Source organism: Streptomyces sp. NPDC050263, from assembly GCF_040655955.1.
Lineage (GTDB): Bacteria > Actinomycetota > Actinomycetes > Streptomycetales > Streptomycetaceae > Streptomyces.
In genome coordinates, this window is sequence record NZ_JBFAKW010000029.1 from 60,023 (window position 1) to 83,854 (window position 23,832).

Annotated in this window: 17 protein-coding genes and 1 pseudogene; 7 read left to right on the forward strand and 11 right to left on the reverse strand. The window is 69.7% G+C overall.

From position 1 onward, the window contains the following. Positions 1-13 precede the first annotated feature (13 nt). Together AB0J04_RS16100 and AB0J04_RS16105 are read left to right on the forward strand one after the other, a co-directional pair. Positions 14-1,669 (forward strand): CocE/NonD family hydrolase, encoded by a 1,656-nt coding sequence (locus AB0J04_RS16100; protein WP_363169050.1) that lies wholly within the window; start codon positions 14-16, stop codon positions 1,667-1,669. A 65-nt stretch (positions 1,670-1,734) separates the two neighbouring features. Then, positions 1,735-3,276: a carboxylesterase family protein gene (locus tag AB0J04_RS16105; RefSeq protein ID WP_363169051.1), complete on the forward strand. Its 1,542-nt coding sequence runs from the start codon at positions 1,735-1,737 to the stop codon at positions 3,274-3,276. A gap of 19 nt (positions 3,277-3,295) precedes the next feature. On the opposite strand, the gene AB0J04_RS16110 is transcribed toward AB0J04_RS16105, so the two are convergent. The 4 genes from AB0J04_RS16110 to AB0J04_RS16125 all read right to left on the reverse strand — a co-directional run bounded on the left by AB0J04_RS16110 (position 3,296) and on the right by AB0J04_RS16125 (position 9,487). Beyond that, entirely contained in the window at positions 3,296-4,177 is an 882-nt protein-coding gene (locus AB0J04_RS16110) for an IclR family transcriptional regulator (protein WP_363169052.1), read from the reverse strand. 84 nt (positions 4,178-4,261) lie between these two features. Continuing rightward, on the reverse strand, positions 4,262-4,645 hold the full coding sequence (locus AB0J04_RS16115) for a Rid family hydrolase (protein ID WP_363169053.1): 384 nt from the start codon (positions 4,643-4,645) through the stop codon (positions 4,262-4,264). Between the two features lie 86 nt (positions 4,646-4,731). Continuing rightward, positions 4,732-5,856: an FAD-dependent oxidoreductase gene (locus AB0J04_RS16120; protein WP_363169054.1), complete on the reverse strand. Its 1,125-nt coding sequence runs from the start codon at positions 5,854-5,856 to the stop codon at positions 4,732-4,734. Positions 5,857-5,920: 64 nt separating this feature from the next. Continuing rightward, positions 5,921-9,487 (reverse strand): indolepyruvate ferredoxin oxidoreductase family protein, encoded by a 3,567-nt coding sequence (locus AB0J04_RS16125; RefSeq protein ID WP_363169055.1) that lies wholly within the window; start codon positions 9,485-9,487, stop codon positions 5,921-5,923. Between the two features lie 287 nt (positions 9,488-9,774). Between AB0J04_RS16125 and AB0J04_RS16130 the strand changes: the two genes are divergently transcribed. Genes AB0J04_RS16130 through AB0J04_RS16140 form a run of 3 tightly spaced genes read left to right on the forward strand, consistent with a single transcriptional unit; the run spans position 9,775 to position 12,800 of the window. Next, complete coding sequence (locus AB0J04_RS16130) at positions 9,775-10,560, forward strand: gamma-glutamyl-gamma-aminobutyrate hydrolase family protein (protein WP_363169056.1); 786 nt, start codon at positions 9,775-9,777, stop codon at positions 10,558-10,560. A 45-nt stretch (positions 10,561-10,605) separates the two neighbouring features. Continuing rightward, complete coding sequence (locus AB0J04_RS16135) at positions 10,606-12,042, forward strand: aldehyde dehydrogenase family protein (protein WP_363169057.1); 1,437 nt, start codon at positions 10,606-10,608, stop codon at positions 12,040-12,042. Between the two features lie 20 nt (positions 12,043-12,062). Next, on the forward strand, positions 12,063-12,800 hold the full coding sequence (locus tag AB0J04_RS16140; protein ID WP_363169058.1) for an FCD domain-containing protein: 738 nt from the start codon (positions 12,063-12,065) through the stop codon (positions 12,798-12,800). 88 nt (positions 12,801-12,888) lie between these two features. Here the strand turns inward: AB0J04_RS16140 and AB0J04_RS16145 are convergent, their stop codons facing one another. The 4 genes from AB0J04_RS16145 to AB0J04_RS16160 all read right to left on the reverse strand — a co-directional run bounded on the left by AB0J04_RS16145 (position 12,889) and on the right by AB0J04_RS16160 (position 17,934). Further along, positions 12,889-14,328 (reverse strand): aldehyde dehydrogenase family protein, encoded by a 1,440-nt coding sequence (locus AB0J04_RS16145; protein ID WP_363169059.1) that lies wholly within the window; start codon positions 14,326-14,328, stop codon positions 12,889-12,891. 3 nt (positions 14,329-14,331) lie between these two features. Next, complete coding sequence (locus AB0J04_RS16150) at positions 14,332-15,171, reverse strand: gamma-glutamyl-gamma-aminobutyrate hydrolase family protein (protein WP_363169060.1); 840 nt, start codon at positions 15,169-15,171, stop codon at positions 14,332-14,334. An 81-nt stretch (positions 15,172-15,252) separates the two neighbouring features. Further along, positions 15,253-16,446: an alpha-hydroxy acid oxidase gene (locus AB0J04_RS16155; RefSeq protein ID WP_363169061.1), complete on the reverse strand. Its 1,194-nt coding sequence runs from the start codon at positions 16,444-16,446 to the stop codon at positions 15,253-15,255. A gap of 126 nt (positions 16,447-16,572) precedes the next feature. Next, positions 16,573-17,934 (reverse strand): glutamine synthetase family protein, encoded by a 1,362-nt coding sequence (locus AB0J04_RS16160; RefSeq protein ID WP_363169062.1) that lies wholly within the window; start codon positions 17,932-17,934, stop codon positions 16,573-16,575. A gap of 769 nt (positions 17,935-18,703) precedes the next feature. Between AB0J04_RS16160 and AB0J04_RS16165 the strand changes: the two genes are divergently transcribed. Both AB0J04_RS16165 and AB0J04_RS16170 read left to right on the forward strand, forming a co-directional pair. Beyond that, on the forward strand, positions 18,704-20,164 hold the full coding sequence (locus AB0J04_RS16165; protein ID WP_363169063.1) for an APC family permease: 1,461 nt from the start codon (positions 18,704-18,706) through the stop codon (positions 20,162-20,164). 211 nt (positions 20,165-20,375) lie between these two features. Continuing rightward, on the forward strand, positions 20,376-20,945 hold the full coding sequence (locus AB0J04_RS16170) for a TetR/AcrR family transcriptional regulator (RefSeq protein WP_363169064.1): 570 nt from the start codon (positions 20,376-20,378) through the stop codon (positions 20,943-20,945). Between the two features lie 18 nt (positions 20,946-20,963). Here AB0J04_RS16170 and AB0J04_RS16175 read toward each other — a convergent pair whose 3' ends face one another. The 3 genes and pseudogenes from AB0J04_RS16175 to AB0J04_RS16185 all read right to left on the reverse strand — a co-directional run. Next, on the reverse strand, positions 20,964-22,406 hold the full coding sequence (locus tag AB0J04_RS16175) for an NtaA/DmoA family FMN-dependent monooxygenase (RefSeq protein ID WP_363169065.1): 1,443 nt from the start codon (positions 22,404-22,406) through the stop codon (positions 20,964-20,966). 36 nt (positions 22,407-22,442) lie between these two features. After that, entirely contained in the window at positions 22,443-22,703 is a 261-nt protein-coding gene (locus AB0J04_RS16180) for a fibronectin type III-like domain-contianing protein (protein WP_363169068.1), read from the reverse strand. Between the two features lie 175 nt (positions 22,704-22,878). Beyond that, positions 22,879-23,553, reverse strand: a pseudogene (locus AB0J04_RS16185) (glycoside hydrolase family 3 C-terminal domain-containing protein); the annotation flags it as partial. Between the last annotated feature and the right edge of the window lie 279 nt (positions 23,554-23,832).

Genomic DNA, 23,832 nt, shown 5'->3' on the forward strand with positions numbered 1-23,832 from the left:
TACCCAAATGCGGATGACACTCGAGACCGACGTACCGATGACGACCCGGGACGGGGTCGTGCTGCGCGCCGACATCCACCGTCCCGATGACACCGAGCGACACCCTGCGCTGCTGGTCAGGCTGCCGTACGACAAGTCGTCGCCTTACACGTCGGTGTACCTCGACCAGCGGATCGCCGTGAGCCGCGGCTATGTCGTGGTCGTCCAGGACGTACGGGGCCGTGGCGCCTCCGACGGTGAATGGGTGCCGTGGAAGCACGAGACCGAGGACGGCTTCGACGCCGTCGCCTGGGTGGCCGGGCAGGACTTCTGCGACGGCCGTGTCGCCATGTACGGCGGCAGTTATTTCGGCAACACCCAGTGGCGGGCGGCCGCCTCGGGCGCCCCCGGACTGCGTGCCATCGCGCCCGGCATGACCTGGTCGGATCCGCTGGACGGCCCGCTGCGCCGCGGCGGCGTGCCCGAACACGGGCTGAACGTGGTCTGGTCGCTGTCGACCGGCATGAGCGAGCTGATGCGCCGTGGCAAGGCCGCCGAGGCGATGGAGGCGGTGCGCCGGATCGACGAACTGGCCCGGGGCGGGTACGCGAGCTATCCGGCGGGCCGCATCCCGTGGCTGGAGGAGCTGGACGTGCCCGACATCGGCCTTCGCCGGGCCGACGCCGACCCCAAGACGATGGCGGAGCTGGACGTCGTCTCCGTCATCGACGACATCCGTATCCCGGCCCTGCACGTGGGCGGCTGGTACGACGTCTTCCTGCAGGGGACCCTCGACAACTTCACGCGGCAGCGCGAACTGGGCGTCGCCAGCCATCTCGTCGTCGGTCCCTGGACGCACGGCACGGACTTCGGCTCGCAGAACGGAGACGTGAACTTCGGGCTCGCCGGCGGCGGACAGTCCATGGGCCTCACCTCGTCCCTGACGGCGGAGCACCTCGACTTCTTCGACGCGGTCCTCGACGACCGGCCCCTGGACCGGGCACCGGTCAGGCTGTTCGTCATGGGGCGCGACGAGTGGCGGGACGAGGAGAGCTGGCCGCTCGCCCGGGCGGTGACCACCCGGCTGGAGCTGGGGGCCGCCGAGCGCGCCGTCCTGCGCGGCCCCGGGCGATCCTCGGCCGATGAAGACGCGGACAGCCCATCGCCGGCGGTCGCGGCGCTCACGTTCGAGGCGTCCGAGCCGGTACAGACGGTGGGCGGCAACATCGCGATGCACGAGAAGTTCCCCTGGGGTGCGTGGGACCAGCGAGACGTCGAGTGCCGGGACGACGTGCTCGTCTTCACCACCGATCCGCTGGACGAGCCGCTGGAGATCACCGGCCGGGTCCGGGCCCACCTGCGGGTACGGCCCGGGGCGGCGGTCTCGGACTGGGTGGTGCGCGTGTGCGACGTCCGCCCCGACGGCAAGTCGATCAACCTGGTCGACGGGGTGCGCCGGGTGGAGTCCGCCGACGGCCAGGCCGACGCTGCGGGCGAGCGGACCGTGACCGTCGACCTGTGGTCGACGAGCATCGAGCTTGCGGCCGGACACCGACTGCGCGTGCACGTGGCCCACAGCAACTTCCCCCGCTGGGGCCTGAGCCAGGAGGACGGCTCGTTCGTCAGCGACGTCCTGCTCGGTGCGGGCGACAGCTGGATCGAACTCCCGGTGATCCCGCCGACGGTGTGACACTGCCGGCGGTGGCGTTGTACGGACTGGGTGTGGAGCTGTAGGGACTGGATGAGGAGTGAGCCGTGTCGGACACCGTTTCCACAGCCGCCCAGCAAGGGGAACTGGCCGGCCGGACGCTCGGCGACGGCGGATCGGTGTTCGCGGGAATCCCGTTCGCCGAGCCGCCGGTCGGGCCGCTGCTGCTGCGTCCGCCGCGCCCGCCCCGGCCGTGGCAGGGCGTGCGCGACGCCACGGCCTTCGGCGCGTCGCCCGCGCAGAACCCCGATCCGTGGTCGCCGCCTGACGCCGTCCACGACGAGGACTGCCTGCACCTGAACGTCTGGACACCGGACGTCCACGGTCGCAGACCGGTGATGGTGTGGATCTACGGCGGCGCCTTCGAGTCCGGCAGCGCGGTGCCGCCGGGCACCGACGGGCAGTGGCTGATGCGGGGCGGCGACGTCGTCGTGGTCAGCTTCACCTACCGGGTCGGCGCCCTGGGCTTCCTGGACCTCACCGGCGTTGGTGGCGAGGACTGGTCCGGCTCGGTCAACCTGGGGCTTCAGGACCAGGTCGCCGCGCTGCGCTGGGTGCGCCGGAACATCGCGCGGTTCGGCGGCGACCCGGACAACGTCTGCGTCTTCGGGGGCTCGGCGGGAGCGAGCTCCGTCGGCTGTCTGCTGGCCATGCCCTCCGCACGGGGCCTGTTCCGGCGGGCGACGCTGATGAGCCCGCCCGTCGCGCGGATCTACGCTCCGGCCACGGCACACCGGCTGGCCGCCGACCTGCTCGACACCGTCGGCGTCCACCACCCCGAGCAGCTCGTCGACGTACCGGTCGAAGAGATCCTGGCCGCCCAGGCGAAGATCGTCCCCGCCGACATGGGGGCGCGGGCCCTGCCCGGCGGGCGTTCCTGGGGACCGGTTCTGGACGGCGCCGTACTGCCGCGCACGCCGGTGCAGGCCGCCGAGGCCGGCGACACCGCCGACGTACCCCTGCTCATCGGCGCGAACCGCGACGAGATGCTGGCGGCCGAGGCCTTCGGGCAGCCCGGCGCCACACCGCCCACCACCGGCGCGCTGCATGACGAGATCGCCGGCGCGGTCGGAGAGGCAGCGGCCCGAAGCCTGCTGAACGCCTACCGTGCCGCCGAGCCCGACGCCACCACCACTCGGCTGCGCCTGCGCTTCCTCGGCGACCACCTGTACCGTGTCCCGGCCGCGCGCATGGCCGAGGCCCACACCCGCGCCGGCGGCACCGCGCACCGCTATCTCTTCGCCGCCGACCTGCCGAGCCTCGGACCGTCACACGGCATGGAGATGTCCCTCGTGTTCGGCAACCACGACACAGACGACAACCCGCTGGCTCCGCTGTACCGGCAGTGGCCCGGCTCGGCGGCGCTCGGCCGGCGGATGATGACCGCCTGGAGCACCTTCGCCCGCACCGGTGACCCCGGGTGGGCCCCGCACACGCCCGGCACCGCCGACGTCCAGGTGTTCGGCGCCCACGGCCCCGTCACCGAACCGCCGGCCGCCACCGCCGCGTCCTGGCAGCTCGCCACGCACCCGCCGACCGTCCCCGGCGGACGGCGGACACCCGGTGCCGCGCGGAGCGCTGATCGCTGATCACCGAGGGACTACGACGTCACCTGGGCTCGATCCCGTCGACCGTGGCGTCGGAGGCGATGGCGTCCGCGGTCAGTTGTCGCGCGGCGGCGGGAACGGCCTGCTCCAGCTCTTCGCGCTTACGGAGGAACAGCGACCGCGGAGCCGTGACCGACAGGGCCGCCAGCGCCCGGCCCTTCGAGTCGAGGACCGGGGCGGCCAGGCAGCAGACCTCTTCGAGGATCTCGCCCAGGTCGAGGGCGAAGCCGTCCGTGCGCACGCTCTCGATCTGCTGGCGCAGAGCGCCGAAGTCCGTCGTCGTGTACCGCGTGTAGGAGACCGGGACCACGGTCCGCAGATACTGCTCGACCTCGTCGGGGTCCCGGTGGGCCAGGACGGCCTTGCCCAGCGCCGTGCAGTAGGCGGGCAGGGTGGTGCCGGGCTTGGCCTCTATACGGAACATCTGCCGCGACGGCACCGTCTCGGCGTAGACCACGTTGCCGTTCGACAGGACGCCCAGGTGCACGGTCTCGTGGAAGCGGTCGTTGAGGTCGAGCAGGTACGGCCGGGCGATCTCGGGCAGCTTCGTCCGCGGCCGGATCCCGTTGGCGATGGCGATGAACCGGATGGACAGCCGGTAGCGCCGCGACTCGGCGTTCTGCTCGACGAAGCCGCTGTCCAGCAGGGTGACGAGCAGCCGGTCGACCGCGGGCTTGGAGACGCCGAGCTCACGCGACAGTTCCGACACCCCGGCCTCACCGAGTGTGTCGAGCTTCTCGATGAGCCGCATGGCGTTGGCGACCGAGGCGATCTTGCGCTCTTCCCGTGATTCGGACGGCGCCTGGAAGCCGGTCCAACCCTCGATCGATCGTGCCGACTGCTCCGACGCCACTGGACCCTCGCTCTTCGTATCGCGGTTCACCGATTCACATCCCGAACCATCGTACGTGGCCGAATTCGCGGGGTGAGGGCCCAGTGACGGGCCTGCACCGTGACACGGTCCCGCTCATCCGTCGATGGTCGCGATCGCCTCCACTTCGAAGAGGATGCCGCTCACCAGCACGGCACCCAGCGTGGTGCGTGCCGGGTAGGGCTGCGGGAACCTGCGAGCGTAGACGGCCTCGAAAACTGCGAACCGGGACAGATCTGCCAGATAGCAGGTGGTCTTGAGAACACGGTCCAGCCCGCTTCCCGACCGCAGCAGGACGCTCTCCAGGTTGTCGATGGCCTGCTCGACCTGGGCTTCGAAGCCCTCGACCAGCCGCCCCGTCGCCGGGTCCAGGCCCACCTGGCCGGCGGTGAAGACGGTCGGCGCCCCGATGGCGGCGGCGGAGAGGGAGACGGGGAGGGCGGGTTCGTTCGCGACGAAGACGGTGGTGCGTTCGCTCATGGTGCGGTTCCTCACGTGATCCGGGTACGGCTGCCGGTACCCGAGTAGGTTCAGTCGGTGGTCGATCGGGTTCGCGGGGCGCCCGGTCACCGCAACCGGGTCGGCGAGAGTTCTCTCAACGTGTCCCCCAGGGAGGCGAGTTCCTCGGTCTCGGCGATTCCGAGCAGGTCGGCGGCTGCCAGTTGCGACATGGCCGGAGCGAGCTGCATTCCGTACCCGCCCTGTGCGGCGTACCAGAAGAACGACTCGTCGGCGCCGTCCGCGCCGACGACCGGAAGTCCGTCGGCGACGAAGGTGCGCAGGCCCGCCCAGGGGGACGAGATGCCGCGGATCCTCAGCACGGTGGCTTCGTTCAGGTCGTCGATCGCACGCGCGATCTCCAGTTCGTCCGGTTTGGCGTCGGACGGCGGCTGCAACGTCTCCTCTGCGGGTGAGCACGCGAACATCTCGCCCTGGGGCATGAAGTGCCAGGAGTGGTCGAGGCTTCCGGTGAGCGGGATGCCGCGGGCCCGCACTCCCGCGGGCGCCTTGACCATGAAGGCGGACCGGCGCAGCGGCCTGATCCCGACCGGGCGCACCCCGAAGACGGCCGCGACCTCGTCGGCCCAGGCGCCGGCGGCGTTGACGACGGACTCGGCGGTGTACGTGGTTCCGCAGGCGTCGGTGACGACCCACGCTCCGGCCTCCCTTCGCGCTTCCACCACCTTGGCGTTCTTGTGGATCGCGCCGCCGTTCGCCCTGAGGCCTCGGATGTAGCCCTGCTGGAGCTCGTGGACGTCGATCTCCGTGGTCGCGGGATCGAACATGCCCAGCTCGCTGTGGCCCGGCGCCAGCACCGGGTTGATCTCCAGGACCTCCGCCGCCGGGACGAGCCGGGCCCGGGGGGCGTGGTCGAGCACTGACGCGTGGAAGTCGACGAGATCGTCCCCCTCTCCCTGACCGGCGACCAGGAGCAGCCCCAGGGGGCTGAACAGCGGCGAGTCCACCCGCGTCGGCGGATCCTCGAAGAAGGGCCGGCTCGCCTGCGTCAGGGCGCGTACGGCCGCGGGGCCGTAGCTCTCCACGAAGGTGGCCAGTGAGCGACCCGACGTGTGGTACGCCAGCGCCGATTCCGTCTCCAGCAGCGTCACCGGCACATATCGCGAGAGCTCGTAGGCGATGGACACTCCGGAGACGCCCCCGCCGATGACGAGGACGGCGGCGCGGTTCACTGGACCTCCGAGGACGCGGACGGGGGTGAGCAGACGGGATGGTTGTCGGATACGGCGTCGTCACTCATCGGGGCTGTCCGCCCTGCTCGTCGGAGCTGCCCGCCTTCGTCGCCAGCTCCCGCAGGCCCGCCGGGACCGAGTAGGCGATCCCCGCCTCGGCTGCGAGTCGCTCGACGGACCGGAAGTAGTCGCTCAGATGACGGACCTTGACGAACTCGTAGCCGCGTACGAGGTCGGGGGCGTCGGCCAGTTCCTGGACGCCGGCGGTGTTGTGATCCGAGAGGGACGACATGGCCAGGCCCATCATCTCGACGTACTCGTCGACGAGCGCGCGCTCGATGCGGCGGACCTTCGCCGGTCCGAAGGGGTCGAGGGGCGTACCGCGCAGACCGCGCATCGACCGCAGCAGGACGAACGCCGGGGTGAACCAGGGGCCGAGTTTCAGTTTCCGCTTCATTCCCAGCGCGCGCAGGAACGGCGGGTGGAGGTTCCAGGAGACCTTGGCGCCGGTGCCGAACTCGGCTGTCACGGCCTGCCGGGCCGAGTCGAGCAGCAGCAGTCGCGCCACCTCGTACTCGTCCTTGTAGGCCATCAGCTTGTACAGGCCCCGCGCATAGCTCGGTGTGATCGTCGCCGGACCGGGTCCCTTCGATGAGCGCTCGGCCTCGAGCACCTCGGCGACCAGGGTCAGATAGCGCTGGGCGTAGGCGAGGTTCTGGTAGCCGCGCAGGTCCTCCGCCCGGCCCAGGACCAGCTCGCGCAGCGCCGGTTCGTCCGTGAACGGCGTCAGCATCGGCGTCAGCGCGGGATCGTCGACTCCGCCGCCCGTGGGGCGCGGCGCGAGACCGAGGTCGGCGATCAGTGCGGGGCGGGCCACGGCGACCCGGCCCCAGCCGAACGCCTTGAGGTTGTCCTCCACCGCGACGCCGCTGTCGCGGAACGCCCGCAGCAGGGACTTCTCGGTGAACGGCAGGGCGCCCGCCTGGTAGGCGGCGCCGATGAGCAGCGCGTTGGCGCTGCGCTGGTGTCCGAAGACCGCGTCGCAGGTCGCGGCGACGTCGATGAACGCGCCCGCGTCGGGACGCGAGAGGGACCTGAGCCGGTCGATGAGGAGTTCCTTCGGCGGCAGTGGGATCGACGGGTCGATCGCCATGTCACCGGTGGGTTCGAGTGAGCTCGACGCGACGACGACCGTCCGGTCGGCGCCGAGCGGATCCAGCAGTCCCGGGGCCATCGCGCCCAGCATGTCGAAGCCGAGGAACAGGTCCGCCTCGCCGGGGCCGACGACCGCCGCGGGTTGGGGTGAGCCGTGGGAGTAGACCTGGATCTGGGAGACGACCCGCCCCGCCTTGATGCTGGGTCCTGGCAGGTCGAGGCTGCGTACCTCGAAGCCGTCGGAGGCCGCGGCCCTGGCCAGGACGGCGTTCGCCGACACCACTCCGGTGCCGCCGATGCCGGTCATGTGGGCGGTGAAGCCGTCGCGCGGCACGAGTGTCGAAGGGCTGGGCACGTCCGGGGGTTCGGGCGAGGTGCGCTTCGTCTTCCTGGCCTTCTTGACGTCGACCGTCAGGAACGAGGGGCAGTCGCCCTTGGCGCAGGTGAAGTCGAGGTTGCACGACGACTGGTGGATCCGGGTCTTGCGGCCGTACTCGGTCTCCACCGGCTGGACGCTCAGGCACTGGGACTTGGCGTTGCAGTCGCCGCAGCCCTCGCAGACCCGCTCGCTCACCATGATCCGCCGGGTGGGCTTGGGCAGTTCGCCCCGGCTCCAGCGGCGCCGGCGTTCGGCGGCGCACTCCTGGTCGTGGATCAGCACCGTCACTCCGCTGATCGTGGCCAGCTTCTCCTGTGCCTCGATCAGGCGGTCCCGGTGCCACACCTCGGTGCCTGGGGCGAGGTCCCGCCTGCGGTGCCGCCTCGGCTCGTCGGTCGTGACGATGATCTTGCGGACGCCCTCGGCGCGCAGGGAGTGGGTGAGTGCGGGGACGCCCATGCTGCCCTTGACGGCCTGTCCGCCCGTCATCCCCACGGCGCTGTTGTAGAGGATCTTGTAAGTGATGTTGACGTCGCTGGCCGTGGCGAGCCGCAGCGCCAGGCTCCCGGAGTGGTGGTAGGTGCCGTCACCGATGTTCTGCAGGATGTGCCGCACGCCCGTGAAGGGCGCCTGGCCGACCCACTGGGCGCCCTCTCCGCCCATCTGGGTGAAGCCGGTCTGGTTGCCGTACTCCTCCCGGTTCACCAGGAGGCTCATGATGTGGCAGCCGATGCCTGCGCCCACGACGGCGCCCTCGGGTGCCCGCAGCGAGACGTTGTGCGGGCAGCCGGAGCAGAAGAACGGGGCGCGCGCGGTCTCCAGCGGCAGTACGGGCAGCAGGCCGTTGAGGGTCGGGCGGGCGGCGGGCACCTCGACGACCCCGTGCTTCGCCAGTTGGCTGCCCAGGATCCTCGTGATCAGGTCGGGCCCGAACTCGCCGTAGCCCGGGAAGAGTTCGGCGCCGTCCGCGTCGGTCTTGCCCAGTACGGCGGGCGCGTCGGTCCGCCCGTACAGCGTGTCTTTCAGAGCCAGTTCGAGCAGCGGGCGCTTCTCCTCGATCACGACGATCCGGTCGAGTCCGTCCGTGAAGCGCAGCCACTCCGCCCGGCCGATGGGGTGGAGCGCCGAGACCTTCTTGATCCGCAGCGGGGCCGCCGCCAGGGTGTCGTCGTCGAGTCCGAGGTTCGTCAGCGCCCGGCGGAGGTCGTAGTACGTCTTGCCGGGGGCCACGAGGCCGATGCGGGCGTCGGTCCCCTCGACCACGATCGGGTTGAGGTCGTTGATGTCGATGTACTGCTCGGCGAGTTGCCGGCGCCCGCCCAGCATGTCCTTCTCGGCCTCCCGCATCGGCGGGCCCGGATCGTTGGCGCGCAGCACCGGGCGGAAGGGCTTGCCGCCGACGGACACGGCGGGCTCGTGGAAGGTCAGCCGGGCCGGGTCCGTGTCCACGGTTCCCGACCCGTCGGCGATCGCGGTGACCATCTTGAAGCCCACCCAGAGCCCGGCCGCGCGGGACAGGGCGTAGCCGTGGTGGCCGAGGTCCAGGATCTCCTGCACGGTTCCCGGGTAGAGGACCGGCATCCCGAACGCCTGGAAGAGGAAGTTGCTGTCGGACGGGTAGTTGGTGGCGTTGGCGTTGGGGTCGTCGCCGGCCAGGACCAGGACGCCGCCGTGCGGGTGCGCCCCCCGGATGTTGCCGTGCCGCAGGGCGTCCGCGGCCCGGTCCACGCCCGGGGCCTTGCCGTACCAGAGGCCGAAGACGCCGTCGACCGTCGCGTCGGGGAGGGTCGGGACCGTCTGGGCGCCCCACACGGCGGTGGCGGCGAGTTCCTCGTTCAGACCGGGCGCCTGGTGGACGCCGGCCTGTTCGAGCCGGCCCGCGTTGCGCTCCAGCTGACTCTGCAGCCCGCCCACGGGAGACCCGGGGTATCCGGTCGCGAATCCTCCGGTCCGCAGGCCACGCCGGCGATCGAGCTCGGCCTGCTCGACGAGGAGCCGGACGACGGCCTCCATCGCCGTGAGTCTCTCCAGCGGGCGATCGTTGATCGGGTCCTGGTGCTCGGGCGCGGCTACGGCCGTATCCGTGTCGAAGGTCATGACCACCTGTTCAGGCCTTTCCGACGGACTACTCATCGCGTCTCGGCATACGGGTTACAGATTCACCAACCGAGACGGACCGTAAGCCCAGACCTCGCACACCGCAAGCAATCGGGGGCAAATCGTCGGCCCCCATGGAGAACCTGCGGCTCTGCGACGTCGATCCACGGACGCCCTGCCGAACCGCTTGACTCGGCGGAGCACGGACACCATCATGCACCCATTGGTCTATTTTCCAGAACAATGAACCAAACGGGGTTCACGCGACACATGACGAACGGAAACCGATGACACCGCGAACCGGCGAGGACGAACCGACAGCAGAAGGCGATCCCCTGTGGGCGCCACTGGTGGGCGTCACCGGTCGGCGTTACGCGGGAGCCACGCTGTTCCCGCAGTACCCGGCCATGTGGGACGGAGTGTTCGTCGATGTGGGCGTCCAGCTGTACGCGCGGAACATCGCGGCAGCCGGGGGCATGACCGTCTTCCTGCCCCGGGACTCGTCGGCCGAGGCCCTGGTACAACGCCTCGACGCCGTCGTACTGTCCGGTGGAGCCGACATACACCCGCGCTTCTACGGCGGCCGGGTCACCGCGGACACCACACCGCTCGACGCCGAGCAGGACGAGTTCGACATGGCGATCGTGCGGGCGGCGATCGCGCGCGGTATCCCGGTGCTCGGCACCTGCCGGGGCCACGAGGTCCTGAACGTCGCGCTGGGCGGGACCGTGTACGACCACCACCTGCCGGGCCACGAACGGCGCGACCAGGCGGCGGCCCTCCCCGCGCACGAGGTGAACTTCGTCGAGGGCACCACCCTGCACTCCCTCTACGGGAAGCGGGCCCAGGTCAACAGCATGCATCACATGGCGGTCGACGCCGTGGCACCCGGCGTCCGGGTGGCCGGACGCTCCGACGACGGCCTCGTCGAGGCCATCGAGTGCGTCGGCCATGACGTCCTCGGCGTCCAGTGGCACCCCGAGGCCCACGCGGCACCCGACCCCGCCTTCCGGTGGCTCGTGGAGAGGGCCCGCGCCCGGGCATCGGCATCGGCCGCGCACACCCCGGCCTGAGAGATCCTCCCCTGCTTCGAGAACGTCTGACGAAAGGGCCTCCACATGTCCACGTCCGAGCAACTCGTCCTCGCCGGCACCCGCGCGCCGTCCGCCGACGGGAAGACCTTCACCGTCTACGAACCGGCGACCGGAGCGGAGCTCGCGGAGGTGGCGTACGCCTCCACCGTGGACGTCGACCGGGCCGTGGCGGCGGCGGTGACGGCGCAGGAGTCGTGGGCCGACCAGGCGCCCTCCGCCCGTGCGGCCGTGCTCCACCGCTGGGCCGACCTCGTCGAGGCACGCGCGGAGGAACTCGCCGTCCTGCAGACCCGGGAGAACGGTCTGACGATCCGGGAGTCCCGAGGCATGCTCTGGGCCACCTCGGCACTGCTTCGCTACAGCGCCGAGGCGGTCGACAAGATCGTCGGCGAGACCATCCCCAACGACGCCGGCGGGCTGCTGATGACGCAGCGCGAGCCGCTCGGCGTCGTGGCGGCGATCACGGCGTGGAACGGGCCGATCGCCATGGCGGCGCAGAAGGCCGGCCCTGCGCTCGTCACGGGGAACACGGTCGTCCTCAAGCCCTCCGAACTGGCCCCGCTCACCTCGCTGATCTTCGGTGACCTCGCCAGTGAGGCCGGGCTCCCCGAGGGGTGCCTCAGCATCCTCCCCGGCGACGGCTCGGTGGGCCGGGCCCTGGTCGAGAACCGCGATGTGGCGCGCGTGACCTTCACCGGCTCGACCGCGACGGGTCAGGACATCGCGCTGCGCGCCGCGAGCACGTTCAAGCGTCTGACGCTGGAACTCGGCGGCAAGTCCGCGGCCGTCGTCTTCCCCGACGCCGACCTCGACCGGGTGTGCGCGCTCGCGCCGGAGGCGATGTTCGGCCTCGCGGGCCAGGACTGCTGCGCTCGGTCCCGTCTGCTGATCCACGAAAGCGTCTACGACCAGGTCGTCGAGGGGTACGCGCGGACCTCCGCACGTCTGAAGGTGGGCGACCCCCTGGACGAGACCACGGACCTCGGTCCGCTGATCTCGGTCGCCCACCGCGACCGCGTGCACGGATTCGTCGAGGAGAGCGTCGCCGACGGGGCCGTGGCCGTCACCGGCGGCGCCAGGCCCGCCGGACTTCCCGAAGGGGGCGGTTGGTACGTCCCCACCGTGCTCACGGAGGTGCGCCCGGACATGCGGGTCGCCCAGGAGGAGGTGTTCGGCCCGGTCGTCAGCGTGATCCCGTTCGCCACCGAGGATGAGGCGATCCGCCTCGCGAACGACACCCGGTACGGCCTGTCGGGGTCGATCTGGACCGGGAACATCGCACGGGCCATCCGCGTCTCGCGCAAGGTGAGGAGCGGCGTCCTGGCGGTCAACTCGAACACGTCCAACTACCTCCAGGCACCCTTCGGCGGGATCAAGCAGTCGGGCATCGGCCGGGCGAACGGCCTCGCCGGACTTGAGGCCAACACCGAACTCAAGACCTTGTTCATGGACGGCACGTGACCTCGCGTTACGCTGACCAGGTGTCAACCGACGACAGCACGGCTTCCGCGGGTCTGCGACCGGTGGACATCGCTCCGGCCCACAGCGTGGTGGTGCGCTACCTGAGGCGCGCCATCCACCTGTACGAGTTCCCCGCCGGCTCGAGGCTTCCCTCGGAACGAGACCTCGCCACCCGGCTCGGCGTGTCCCGCGCCACCCTCCGCGAGGCCCTGCGGAACCTCGAAGGCGCCGGCTACGTCGAGGTCCGCAGAGGTGCCGCGGGCGGCAACTTCGTCCTCGACCGCACCGGGTCCCTCGACGAGGTACGGCGCTGGTTCACCGACCAGGGAATCGACCTGGAGGCCATCTTCGACTTCCGGGCGACCGTGGAATCGCTGGCCGCACGCCGAGCGGCCACCCGCGCGGACCCGGCCCTCATCACCACACTGCGCGATCTCAACGGCCGCATGAGCCGCACCACCGACACCGGCGAGTTCCGGCAGTGCGACCAGCGCTTCCACATGCACATCGCCGAAGCGGCCCGAGCGGAACTGGTGCGCAACGCCGTCGAAGAGGCACGCGCTGCCCTGTTCCACCCCTACCGGCTCCCGGCCCTGCGGACTTTGCAGGACCGCTGTGTCCCCGAGCACGAGGCCATCATCGACGCCCTCGCCAACCACAAGGACACCGACGCGGCAACGCTCATGAACCAGCACATCCGCGCGACCGCCGACGCCGCCGACATTTTCACGGGGCCGGACGCACCGGAGTCGACATGACCGTGAGGTGGCCTACGAGCGAGTCGTAGGCCACCTCACGGTGCGGGCGTCGTGGATCACCTCATGGTGCGGGCGCCGGTCTTCGCCTTCAGAGCGGCAGACCAGGACGGTCGGTACCGACGATCTGCTTGCCCGAGAAGAAGCCGAGCAGGTCCCTGTCGCCGTGGCCGCCGAAGCCACCGTCCCCGAAGAAGCTCTGCACCGACCCTTCGGACATGTCCAGCACGCTCGAACCATTGATCTTGACCTCGCCCGCCACCAGCCGGGCTCCGAGTGCGACTCCCGCGTCGATGTCGGTCGTCATCACATAGGCGGCCAGTCCCACCTGACCGGCGTTCGCCAGGGCCACCGCCTGCTCCTCGGTGTCGTACGGCTGCACACTGAGCAGCGGCCCGAACATCTCGCCGGCGGCGTCGAGTCCCTCGCCGTAGGCGATGGTCGGACCGAAGAACCAGCCCTTGTCCGGCACGTCGTCGACCCGGAGGAGGCGGGCGCCCGATGCGGCGAACTCTCGTACCTGGCCCTCCAGTTCGGTCCGCCTGGCCTCGAAGGCGACGGGTCCCACCCGGGTCGCGGCATCGAGACTGGAGCCCACCCGCCACCGGCCGACCTCGGCGAACAGAGCGGAGACAAGGTCGGGCAGCAGCGCACGGGCGACCAGCACCCGTCGCGGTGCCTCACACCACTGCCCCGACAGCTTGAGCGAGCCGGAGACGATGACGCTCGCGGCTTCCACCACATCCGCGTCGCCCCTCACCACAACGGGGTTGTTCGATCCCAGCTCCAGTTGGAGCCTGGCGAACCGAGGTGCCGCGACGGCCGCGATGGCCCGCCCGGTCGGTGTCGAGCCGGTCATGGAGATCGCACGGACACGGGGGTCGGACACCACCGCGGTACCGACATCCCCCCCGCCCAGCACCATGTTCACGACACCGGCTGGAACGCCCGCTTCGTGCGCCGCTCGTACGACCGGCTCAGCACTCCACGGTGATGCGGGCGACGGCTTGAGAACCACGGGGGCGCCCGCCGCCAGTGCGTAGGCCAGCTTCTTGACCGCCATCGCGGACGGCGCGTTCCAGGGCACGATCAGCGCCGTCGGACCCCACGGGACATGGCGGACCGTCACCGGCCGCTGATCGGAGGACACCGAGTACACATCGCCCCGCTCCCGCAGCAGCCGCACCGCCTCACGGACGGTTCCGCCGTTCGACGAACCGAAGAGTGTGGTGACGCTGATCGGAACACCGCTGTTCAGGGCGTCGAGACGAGCGATCTCCTGCCCCAGGCCGTCAAGCCGGTCGGCCCAGGCGAGAAGAATCCCGGCGCGCCCCTCTGGTCCCAGAGCCAGCCAGTCCCCGTCGCTGTGCGCCCGCGCGGCGGCGGCGACGGCGCGCTCGACCTGGTCGGGCGAGCTGGCCAGGTTCGGGGCCAGGACCTCTCCGGTGTTGGGGTCGAACAGGTCGCCCGCGGGAACGGGGGATTCCTCGGATGCGCCGTCGACCCAGGTGAGGAGTTCAGGAAATTCCATGGCTCAGATCCGATCGAGACAGCGCTCTGGATTACGGTCGGCGACCGTCGGCTGGGAGACATCTCCGAGGAGTTCCGGACGGGGAACCACGCGAGCTTCGATCCGCTCGTCGGACAGGCGGTGGCTGTCCCGTGCGGCAGCGACCAGCCAGTCGAATGCCGGGTCGCCGCCGAACACCTCGGGATGCCACTGGACTCCGAGGAACCGGCCCTGTGCCGCCTCGATCGCCTCCACGACGCCGTCATCGGCCCGTCCGGTGACGGTGACCCCCTCGCCCGGCCTGGCCACGGCTTGATGGTGGAAGGAGTTCACCGTCGTCTTTGCCCCGTAGAGAGTGTGAGCGACGGTCCCGGGCTCGAACGAGACACGGTGCACCCGGTCGGTCCGGTAGTAGCTGGCAAGTCCGTGGGACTCGCCTTCGCCCGCCGGCAGGTCGGCCACGAGCGAGCCGCCGAGGACGACGTTGATCAGCTGACTGCCACGGCAGATACCGAGTACAGGGACGCCGTGCTTGAGGGCTTCGTGTATCAGCCCGGATTCGAAGGTGTCCCGCGTCCGGTCTATGCGCGACGTCTTCGCTCCGGCGACCTCGCCGTAGAGCCGCGGATCGACGTCCTCGCCACCGGAGATCAGGATGCCGTCCAGGCTCTTGACCAATCGGCTCGGCGGCACGTCCATCGGCAGGTGTACCGGCACGCCGCCGGCGGTCAGCACGGACCGGGCGTAGTCGCTCACGTAGATGTCGAGGGCGGTGTCGAAGAAGGGCTCGGGAAAACCGAGCATGTGTCCCGCACCGCGACGGCCGGTCAGGCCGATGAGGGGGGCTGAATCGAAATTCGCCATCAGGCGTGCACCTCTGCGGGGTTGTGGGCACTCGCCCGTGGAACGCGGAATGTGTCAAGGAGTTCGGCTCGGCGTAGCAGGTCAGGAGGCCGACCTGGTCACCGCGTCGGCACCGAGGTCGGTGATCGAGCCCCGGCCCAGCAGTGTGAGCGTCGAGATCATCTCTTCCCGCAGGAGCCACAGCGCGTGTTCGACTCCCGCCTGTCCGCCGGCGGCAAGGGCCGCCGCGACAGGACGTCCGAGGAATACGGCCCTGGCCCCGAGGGCCACAGCCTTGACGATGTCGTTTCCCTGTCGTATCCCGCTGTCCAGGAGGATCTCGGCCTGTCCGCCCACCGCGGCCACCACCTCGGGAAGCTGCGCCAGAGCGGCGGGCACGCTGTCCAGCTGGCGCCCACCGTGGTTGGACACGACGAGCGCCGACGCGCCCGCACCCACCGCGAGCTGTGCGTCCTCACCGTTCAGAATGCCCTTGGCCATCCACGGCAGGGACGTGTGCGACATCTCCGCCGCGAGTTCGTCCCAACTCCAGACCGGTGCGGTCCTTGAGAAGAGTTGCCCGAACACCTCGCCGAGTTCACGAGGGCCCCACCACGCCGGATAGTTGCCGCCGAAGACTTCCCGCTGCACGTCGAACTTGTTGCGCAGGTTCCGTTCGCGCCAGCCGGCTGTCGGGCAGTCGACCGTCACACAGATCGCCGAGTATCCGGCTTCCTCGATCCGCTTGAGCATGCGCCGAAAACCGGCGGGATCCCCCATCGGGTGGAGCTGGCAGATACGCGCCGCGGCAGGCGCGGCGCTTGCCACGTCCTCCATGGAGAACGTGCCCGCCTCGGGGACGACGCTGATGACGCCATGGGCGGCGTTCGCTCGCGCGACCGCCTTGTGTCCTTCGGGAGCGAACATGCCGTCGGCGCCGAACGGCGCTGTCAGGACGGGCAGGGCGAGCGGTATCCCCAGCACGGTGGTGGACGTCTCCGGCGACGGCAGACCGCTCATGACCCTCGGGCGGAACTGCCAACGGGTGAACTCGGCTCGGTTCGCACGCAGCGTGATCTCGCTGCCCGCGCCCCCCTCAAGGTAGTCCCAGGCTCCGGGCTCGAGGTTCTCCTTGGCTTTGGAGAACGCTTCCTCAATGGTCGCGAACGGGGGCTCGACGACCGAAGAGGTGGTCGGCGAACTCGACTCAGTGGTCACGTCCTGCTCCATTCGGTGATCGTGGTGAAGCGACGTTGTGGGCGCGTCGGCCGGCGATTCGCGACGGCGGCCCGGCAAGGGCGGGCCAGCTCAGCCACACAGATGAGAAGATCTTCTCTGTTAAGTCAACATACCGGCGCCTCGGCGTGACCGTCAAGGAGACATGAGTCAAAGTTCTCATGTCGCCGGACTCGGCGATCTTCGTCAGACGATCTCGAAGTAGCGCTGAATCTCCCAGCGCGGGATGTGCGCCGCCGCGAGAGCGGCGTACGCCTGGACCTCGTGCTCCCGGCTCTGCGCGTAGAGCTCGACCACGTCGTCCCCGAGCCACTCGCGAGCCAGTTCGGACTTCCGCAGCAGGGCCGCCGCCGTGGCGAGATCCTGCGGCAGCTCCCGGCCCGGCACCGGAGCGCCCGGTTCGATCAGCTCTTCGGACGCGAGGATGCCGTCGACCCCGCCCGCGAGGCACGCGGCGATCGCAAGGTAGGGATGGAAGTCACTGCCTCCACGCCTGTTCTCGAAACGGGCCGAGTCCTCCGAGAGGGTGATCGCACGGAGGGCGGTCGTCCGGTTGTCCCAGCCCCAGTCGAGGGCGACGGGTGCGAAGAAGCCGGGAACGTAACGCCGGTAGGAGTTCGGCCAGGGCGCGAAGAACGCCGTGCACTCGTGCGAGACGCGGAGCGCGCCGGCCGCGTAGTGACGCCCCTCCTCGCTGAGCGTGTCGGACTTACCGCCCCAGAACACGTTCTTCCCGTCTTTCCACAGGCTCTGGTGCAGGTGGCCGGAGGTTCCCTGCTCGGCCAGGTTCACCTTGGCCATGAAGGAGACGAAGAAGCCGTGGCGCTGCGCGACCTGCCGGAGCAGCACCTTGAAGCGCGTGGCCATGTCAGCCGCCTGGAGTGCCGGGGCCGGAGCCAGCGCCGCCTCGATGTGGTGGGTGCCGACCTCGGTCATCATCATCTCGATCGGAATGCCGTACGCGCGCGCCGAGTCGTCCAGGTCTGTCGCGAACTCGCCGAAGTCGGCCCATCGCGTCAGGCTGTAGCACTGGTTGCTCCGCGAGATACGCGTCATGCCGGGCACGTCACCGGCTCGTCGGGCCCGGTCGGAGTCAGGGTCGTCCCGGAAGACGGTGAACTCGAACTCCACGCCGAAGACACCCTCGTACCCGTGCGACGCCGCCCGGTCGACGACGTTGCGAAGAACGCTGCGCGGGTGCATCGGATGCCGTTCGCGGCCCTTGGTCTCACCGTCGGCCAGCACGGCGACCACGCCCGGCTCGCCGGGCATCGCGCGCGCCGTCGACCAGTCGGGGGCCAGCAGCATGTCGCCGTTTCCGGCCTCCTCCGCGCTGAGGGCGGTGTCGAAGAGATCGTCGTCCACGGTCGCGGCCAGGTACACCTCGGTGATGGGAATGCCCTTCCCCGATCGCACCTTGTCGGCGGACAGGTACTTGCCGCGCAGACCGCCGTTGAGGTCGGGAGTCTCGACTCGTACGCGGGTCACGTCGCCGAAGCGCTCAAGTTCCGACGGGGACATCGACGCCGGACGGGACTGGTCACTCATGATTGGCTCCCACTGTCACTCTTGGCTGACAACTCAGCTGCCCTTGCGGCACAAGCACATGCGGTTTGGATCGACCACCGGAAGCCGGGGCCGCAGGGCCTCGGGATGTCATTGCACCCGGACGGCCGGGAACGGGATGCCGCGAGCGACGGCCACCGGGGGCCGATCGGCTCGCACTCGTCCTGCGTGAGTCCGGAGGGAGCCGGCCTGGACTCCTCCCCGTTCTCACCGCGATCCGCGGATACGGGGAACGCCCGGGCAACGGCGCCCGGCGCCTCCCGCGGGAGGCGCGCGCGAAGCGTTGCGCGAAACCTGGGCCACGCGCTTGCGCCCGCGTCCTGATCGGACCCGTCTCGGTTCACTCGCAGCAGCAGCCGACAGGTAAGACCGCTTGCCGTACGGGTTGGGCCATTGGTCTGCACCGTAGAGCATTGAATCGGTCGGGACAATAGGCTTCGGCATGCGGGTTCGGTACTCGAAGAGGATGGCATGGAGCACCTTGACTCCGTCCTTGGATTTTGCACCCAGGACATGGGAAATGCCGCAAGTTGCTTGACAGTCCGCCCCCTCCACCGCCACGGTATGGCTCGCATAAAGGAACGCCTCTTCGCATACCGAGACGAAGGATGCTCGACGGCAAGGCTCGGGGCAGCAACAACCACGTGTGCCCTCATCCCCGGATGACCTCCACCCGACGGGCCCCCGGTTCCGCCGACCCCCTGCCGAAGGTGACGTCTCGGAAGCCGGCTCCGACAACCCAGGAGATCCAATGAGCCAATCGTTGGGAAAGCCCACGTCAGCGCCCCCCGGAGCAAGCACCGACCGCAAACTCTCAGGCTCCATCGGTCTCGGCACGCTGACGTTCATGGTGCTCGCGATGGCCGCGCCCCTGACGGTCGCGGCCCTGAGTACGCCGATCGGCATTCTGGTCGGCAACGGCCCCGGGTACCCCGCCGCCTACATGGCCGCGACGGTGATCCTCGCCCTGTTCGCGGTGGGATTCGTGGCCATGACTCCACACGTCGGCGAGGCCGGTGCTTTCTATACCTACGTCACGCGAGGTCTGGGACGCAGGCTCGGGGTCGGGACGGGATTCCTCGCCCTGGTCACCTACACCGCCAACATGTTCGGCATCCTCGGCTTCATCGGTCAGGCGATCAGCAACCTGTTGGTGCAGTACGGCCTCCCCGCCGGAAAATGGTGGGTGTGGGCGGCGGCGGTGATCGCGCTCGTCGGCTTCCTCGGCTACCGGCGGATCGACCTGTCCGGCAAGGTTCTCGGGTTGTTGCTCATCGCCGAGGTGGTCGTCGTTGTCGTCGTCGATGCCGCCGTCCTCGTCAAGAACGGCCCGGAGGGCTACTCGTCCGGGATCGTGCACCTTTCGGCGATGACCTCGGGCTCGCCGGCGCTCGCGCTCATGTTCGCCATCGGAGCGTTCGTCGGTTTCGAGAGCACCGCCATCTACCGCGACGAAGTCCGTGACCCCCAGCGGACCATCCCGCGGGCGACGTATCTGGCACTGGCCCTGATCGGCGGCTTCTACACCGTCACGGCCTGGCTGATGGTCACCGCGTGGGGTGACCAGGGGGTCGTGGGCCGGGCGGCGAAGGACCCCAGCACGATGTTCATCGACACGACGCAGAACTTCGCGGGCAAGGTGACCGCGGATGTGGTGAGCGTCCTGATCGTGACCAGCGCGCTCGCCTGCGTCCTCAGTCTGCACAACGTGCTGGCACGCTACTACTTCAACCTAGGTACCACCGAGGTGCTGCCCGCGAGACTGGCACAGGCACACCCTCGTCACGGGTCGCCCGGGGTCGCCTCGAACATGCAGACCGTCATCAGCGCCGTGTTCATCGCGATCTGCGTCGTGGCGGGACTCGACCCCGTCGTGCAGGTGGCCACGTGGTTCGGTGGAATCATGGCGGTCGGGATCGTCCTCCTCATGCTGCTCACCTGTTGCGCGGTGCTCGCCTTCTTCCGACGCAACCCCGTCGACCCACGGCCGTGGAACAGCCTCATCGCTCCCGGCCTCGGCGCGCTCGGTCTGGCCGTGGTCCTGGCGATCATGATCCGCAACCTGCCTGTCCTCATGGGCGGCTCCGACGGTCTCGGTGTCGTCGCGGGTGCCGCGCTGGTCCTGGCCGTGTTCGCCGGCGCCGCGCTGGCACACCTGCGGCCTCGTGCCGCGTTGGCAGCCACCGATCAGAGCACGGAGAGTCCGGCGTAGTCCGAGCCGGGCCACCCGGCCCTACGGCCCAACGCGGCAGTGGGGGTTTCCCCCCTCTCGTGGTACGGCAGTCGGTCGGCGGGCCAGCGCGCCCGTGACCTGGTGCGGATGCCCGGCTCATGGCCGCTGGTCCGAGGGCGGTGATAGCGTTGCTGCCGTGTCGACGCCAGGTTCCGCGACTCGCGCCGATTCGGCGCGCACGCACCAACGCTTGCTCGATGCCGCGGGCGAACTGCTCGCCAAGCAGGGACCCACGTTCACGCTGCCCGATCTGGCCCGTCAGGCCGGGGTCTCGACCGCGACGGTCTATCGCCACTTCAGCGACGTCCACGATGTGTTCAGCACCTACTACAGAGCGCTGTTCGCCGACCTTCTCGAACGAATCAGCGCGACTGCCGGCGAAGGCGACCCGCTCACCGCGTTCCACTCCATCTGCGATCAGTGGGTTCGGGGTGCGATGAGTTGGGGTCGTTCGGCCACTCACATCCGCAGCGCGCGCGGATATCTCGCGCGCCTACGGGACGACAGCGAAGACCACCTCACACAGCGCTTCAACGCGGTCCTCACGGGCGCCATCGAGGCGTTGGTCGCCGACCCCGAACTCGGGAAGCTCCCGAGCCGGATCGACATCGACTACGCCGTCCTGTTGTGGATCACGATGTTCGACGAGCGGGTCGTGGTCGACCTCACCGAGGTGCTTGGCTGGTCGGCGGAACGCGCGTCGGCCGAACTCGCCGAATCACTGCTCGGAGCGTGGCGACAGGACCGCACGACCGTGTGACACCGGGCAATGGACACATCAGTTGCCCCCAGCCGCGTCGTCGGGCTTCGGGGCCAGGGCCACAGCCCCGTGTCGGAACGACGCCCCCACATGGCCCTCGGGAAGGGTCGCCCGGCCCGCGCCGAACAGGTGCTCGCGCAGGGTGGAGCCCTCGTACGCGGTCTTCGCGAGACCTCGTTCCCGCAGGACGGGCATGATCCGGTCGACGAAGTCGTCATAGGTGCCGGGTGTGGTGAAGGGCTCGATGAGGAAGCCGTCGACGCCCGTGCGGTCCACGAACTCCTCGACCTCGTCGGCGATCTGCTCGGGAGTGCCGACGAACCCCAGCCCGGTCGTCCCGTGGACCCTCAGATGCTCCAGCATCTCGCCGATCGTCTGCGGCTGCCGCTCGACGCTCTTGCCGCTCTCGTACTTCTCGACCAGCGACTTGGAACTGTCCTCCGTCGTCTGCCGGCTGCCGGGGATGGGCTTGTCCATGTCAGCGTCGGACAGTTCCATGCCCGTGTGGTAAGACCACTCCAGCTTGGCCGACTCCAGCGTCGAGTAGCCGGCCATCTCCGTACGCCGTCGTACGGCTTCCTCCGTGGTGTCGCCGGTGATGAACAGCGCGCCGCAGACGAACTTGATCGCGTCGGCGTCGCGCCCGAACTCCTCCTGCGCCAGGGTACGGATGGCCGCGATGTCGGCGATCGCCTTCTCCGGGTGGCTTCCCGGGATGAAGACGGCTTCGGCGTACTTGGCCGCGAACCGGCGGCCGGCGCTCGACGTGCCCGCCTGGAAGAGCAGCGGCGTGCGCTGCGGGGACGGCGGGACGGGAAGCGCGCCCTCGCAACTGAAGTAGGGGCCTTCGTGCTTGATCTCGTGGACCTTGGCGGGATCGGCGTAGATCCGGTTGACCTTGTCGTAGATGACGGCGTCGTCCTCCCAGGAGCCCTCCCACAGCTTGAGGGTCAGCTCCAGGAAGTCGTCCGCGATCGCATAGCGTTCGGCGTGCGGCCGTATGGCGGTGCCGAACAGGCGCGTGGTGGACTCCTGGTTGGCGCCCGTCACGATGTTCCATCCGATGCGCCCTCCGCTCAGGGAGTCGAGCGTCGAGAGCCGGCGGGCGATGTGGGCGGGCGGCTCCGTCATGGTGGACATCGTCGCCACCAGTCCGAGCCGGGAGGTCGCGGCGGCGATGGCGGACAGGGCGACCAGCGGGTCGCCCATGGGGAAGGCGACGGCGTCCTCGACCGCGCGCGCCGCCATCGTGCCGTTCTTCAGCGGATAGGCGAACTGGTCGGCCAGGAACAGGAAGTCGATGCCTCCCTCCTCCAGTTTGCGGCCCAGCTTCGTCCAGTAGTCCAGCGTGAGGAACTCCCCCGACGTGTTGTCCGGGTGCGCCCAGATGCCGGTGACCAGACCCGCCATGCTCAGACCCTGGATGACTCCGAAATTGAGTGGCTTTCGCTCAGTGCTCATGCCGACTACCTCCGACTACCGCTCGACTGTGGCTGTTTACAGGGAAGATTCGTCCGCGCTGCCGAGGAATCGGCCGTCTCGGGGGACGCCGGTCACCTCGCCCGTGATGGTGAGCGTGGTGCGCGCGCGAATGTCGGAGCAGCTCGCGCCGATCATGATGTCGACCTCTCCGGGTTCCACGACGAGCAGACCGTGCGGGTCGATGAGCGCGAGCGCGTTGACCGGGGCGGTCAGACGGACGTGCCTGGTGGCGCCGGCGGGGATGCCCACCCGGATGAACGCCAGGAGCTGCCGCACCGGGCGGGCGGACGGTCGAGGCGATCACGTCGCGGGCGTAGAGCTGGACCACCTCGTCCGCGTCCCGGTCGCCGCTGTTGGTGATGTCCACGCTCACCTCGATGTCACCGCCGGCCGTGACCTCGCGGGCGGCGGGTCGCGCGTCGCCGTAGATGAAGTGCGTGTAGGTCAGTCCGTGCCCGAAGGGGAACAGGGGCCGGGCCGGGCCGTCGACGCAGGTGACTTCGGCACCGCCGGGGGTGTCGTAACCGCTGCCCGCGCGGCTCCCGTGGAAGACCGGGAGCTGGCCGATGGAGGCAGGGAAGGAGACGGGCAGGCGTCCGGCCGGTGCGGTGCGTCCGAGGAGGGCGTCCGCCAGGACCGGGCCGGCGGCGGGGCCGAGCAGCGGCGCCCACAGGACGGCGTTCGCGTCGCCGGTCACCCGGTCCAGCAGGAGCGGGCGACCGCTGATCACGATGACCACGGTCGGGGTGCCCGTCGCGGCGACGACCTCGACCAGGGCTTCCTGGTCGCCGGGCAGGCGCAGATCCTGCCGGTCGACCTGCTCGCCGGCCGTCACGTCACCGACCCAGCCGGTGCGCTCGCCTACGACGACGACGGCCGCGTCCGCCCCGGTGGCTGCGTCGGTGGCGCGGGCCAGGTCGTCGGGGGTGGTGGCCTCCGGGCCGCCGAAGGGGGCGCGGACCAGCAGGGCCGGATCCTCCAGCAGCTCTTCCAGGGCATCGCTCACGCTGACCGCGTGCGTCAGTCGGCTGAGCAGATCCTCGACGGACCGGGGCATGGGAAGCTCCTCAACGATTGTCGGACGAGCGGCATATCTCCCGATGCGAGACTTGGCGCTTTCGTTCATCAGTCGAGCGTTACGACATAAAACACCACCCAGGCCGACATGGCGAGAGCCTTGCGTTTCCAGCTTGTAAGGGATGGGGTGCGGATACGTGACAGGGTACGTCTGTACGTGCAATCGTACCGATATGCGAATGTCACCGTACCCGCCCTCCCGACGACCGGGACAGGAGCAGGACGGGACCGGGACTAGGGGGCTTCTGATGGATCTCCGTGGGAGAAGGAGCGGCGTTCGGTGCGTGCTCTCGGTGTGCCGGGCGAGAGTCCTCGTAGCGGAGCTACT

Coding starts and splice junctions, on each gene's coding strand:
- AB0J04_RS16100 (WP_363169050.1), top strand. CDS start 14: ATGACACTCGAGACCGACGTACCGATGACGACCCGGGACGGGGTCGTG.
- AB0J04_RS16115 (WP_363169053.1), bottom strand. CDS start 4,645: ATGAGCGAACGCACCACCGTCTTCGTCGCGAACGAACCCGCCCTCCCC.
- AB0J04_RS16125 (WP_363169055.1), bottom strand. CDS start 9,487: ATGACCTTCGACACGGATACGGCCGTAGCCGCGCCCGAGCACCAGGAC.
- AB0J04_RS16130 (WP_363169056.1), top strand. CDS start 9,775: ATGACACCGCGAACCGGCGAGGACGAACCGACAGCAGAAGGCGATCCC.
- AB0J04_RS16135 (WP_363169057.1), top strand. CDS start 10,606: ATGTCCACGTCCGAGCAACTCGTCCTCGCCGGCACCCGCGCGCCGTCC.
- AB0J04_RS16145 (WP_363169059.1), bottom strand. CDS start 14,328: ATGGAATTTCCTGAACTCCTCACCTGGGTCGACGGCGCATCCGAGGAA.
- AB0J04_RS16150 (WP_363169060.1), bottom strand. CDS start 15,171: ATGGCGAATTTCGATTCAGCCCCCCTCATCGGCCTGACCGGCCGTCGC.
- AB0J04_RS16160 (WP_363169062.1), bottom strand. CDS start 17,934: ATGAGTGACCAGTCCCGTCCGGCGTCGATGTCCCCGTCGGAACTTGAG.
- AB0J04_RS16165 (WP_363169063.1), top strand. CDS start 18,704: ATGAGCCAATCGTTGGGAAAGCCCACGTCAGCGCCCCCCGGAGCAAGC.
- AB0J04_RS16175 (WP_363169065.1), bottom strand. CDS start 22,406: ATGAGCACTGAGCGAAAGCCACTCAATTTCGGAGTCATCCAGGGTCTG.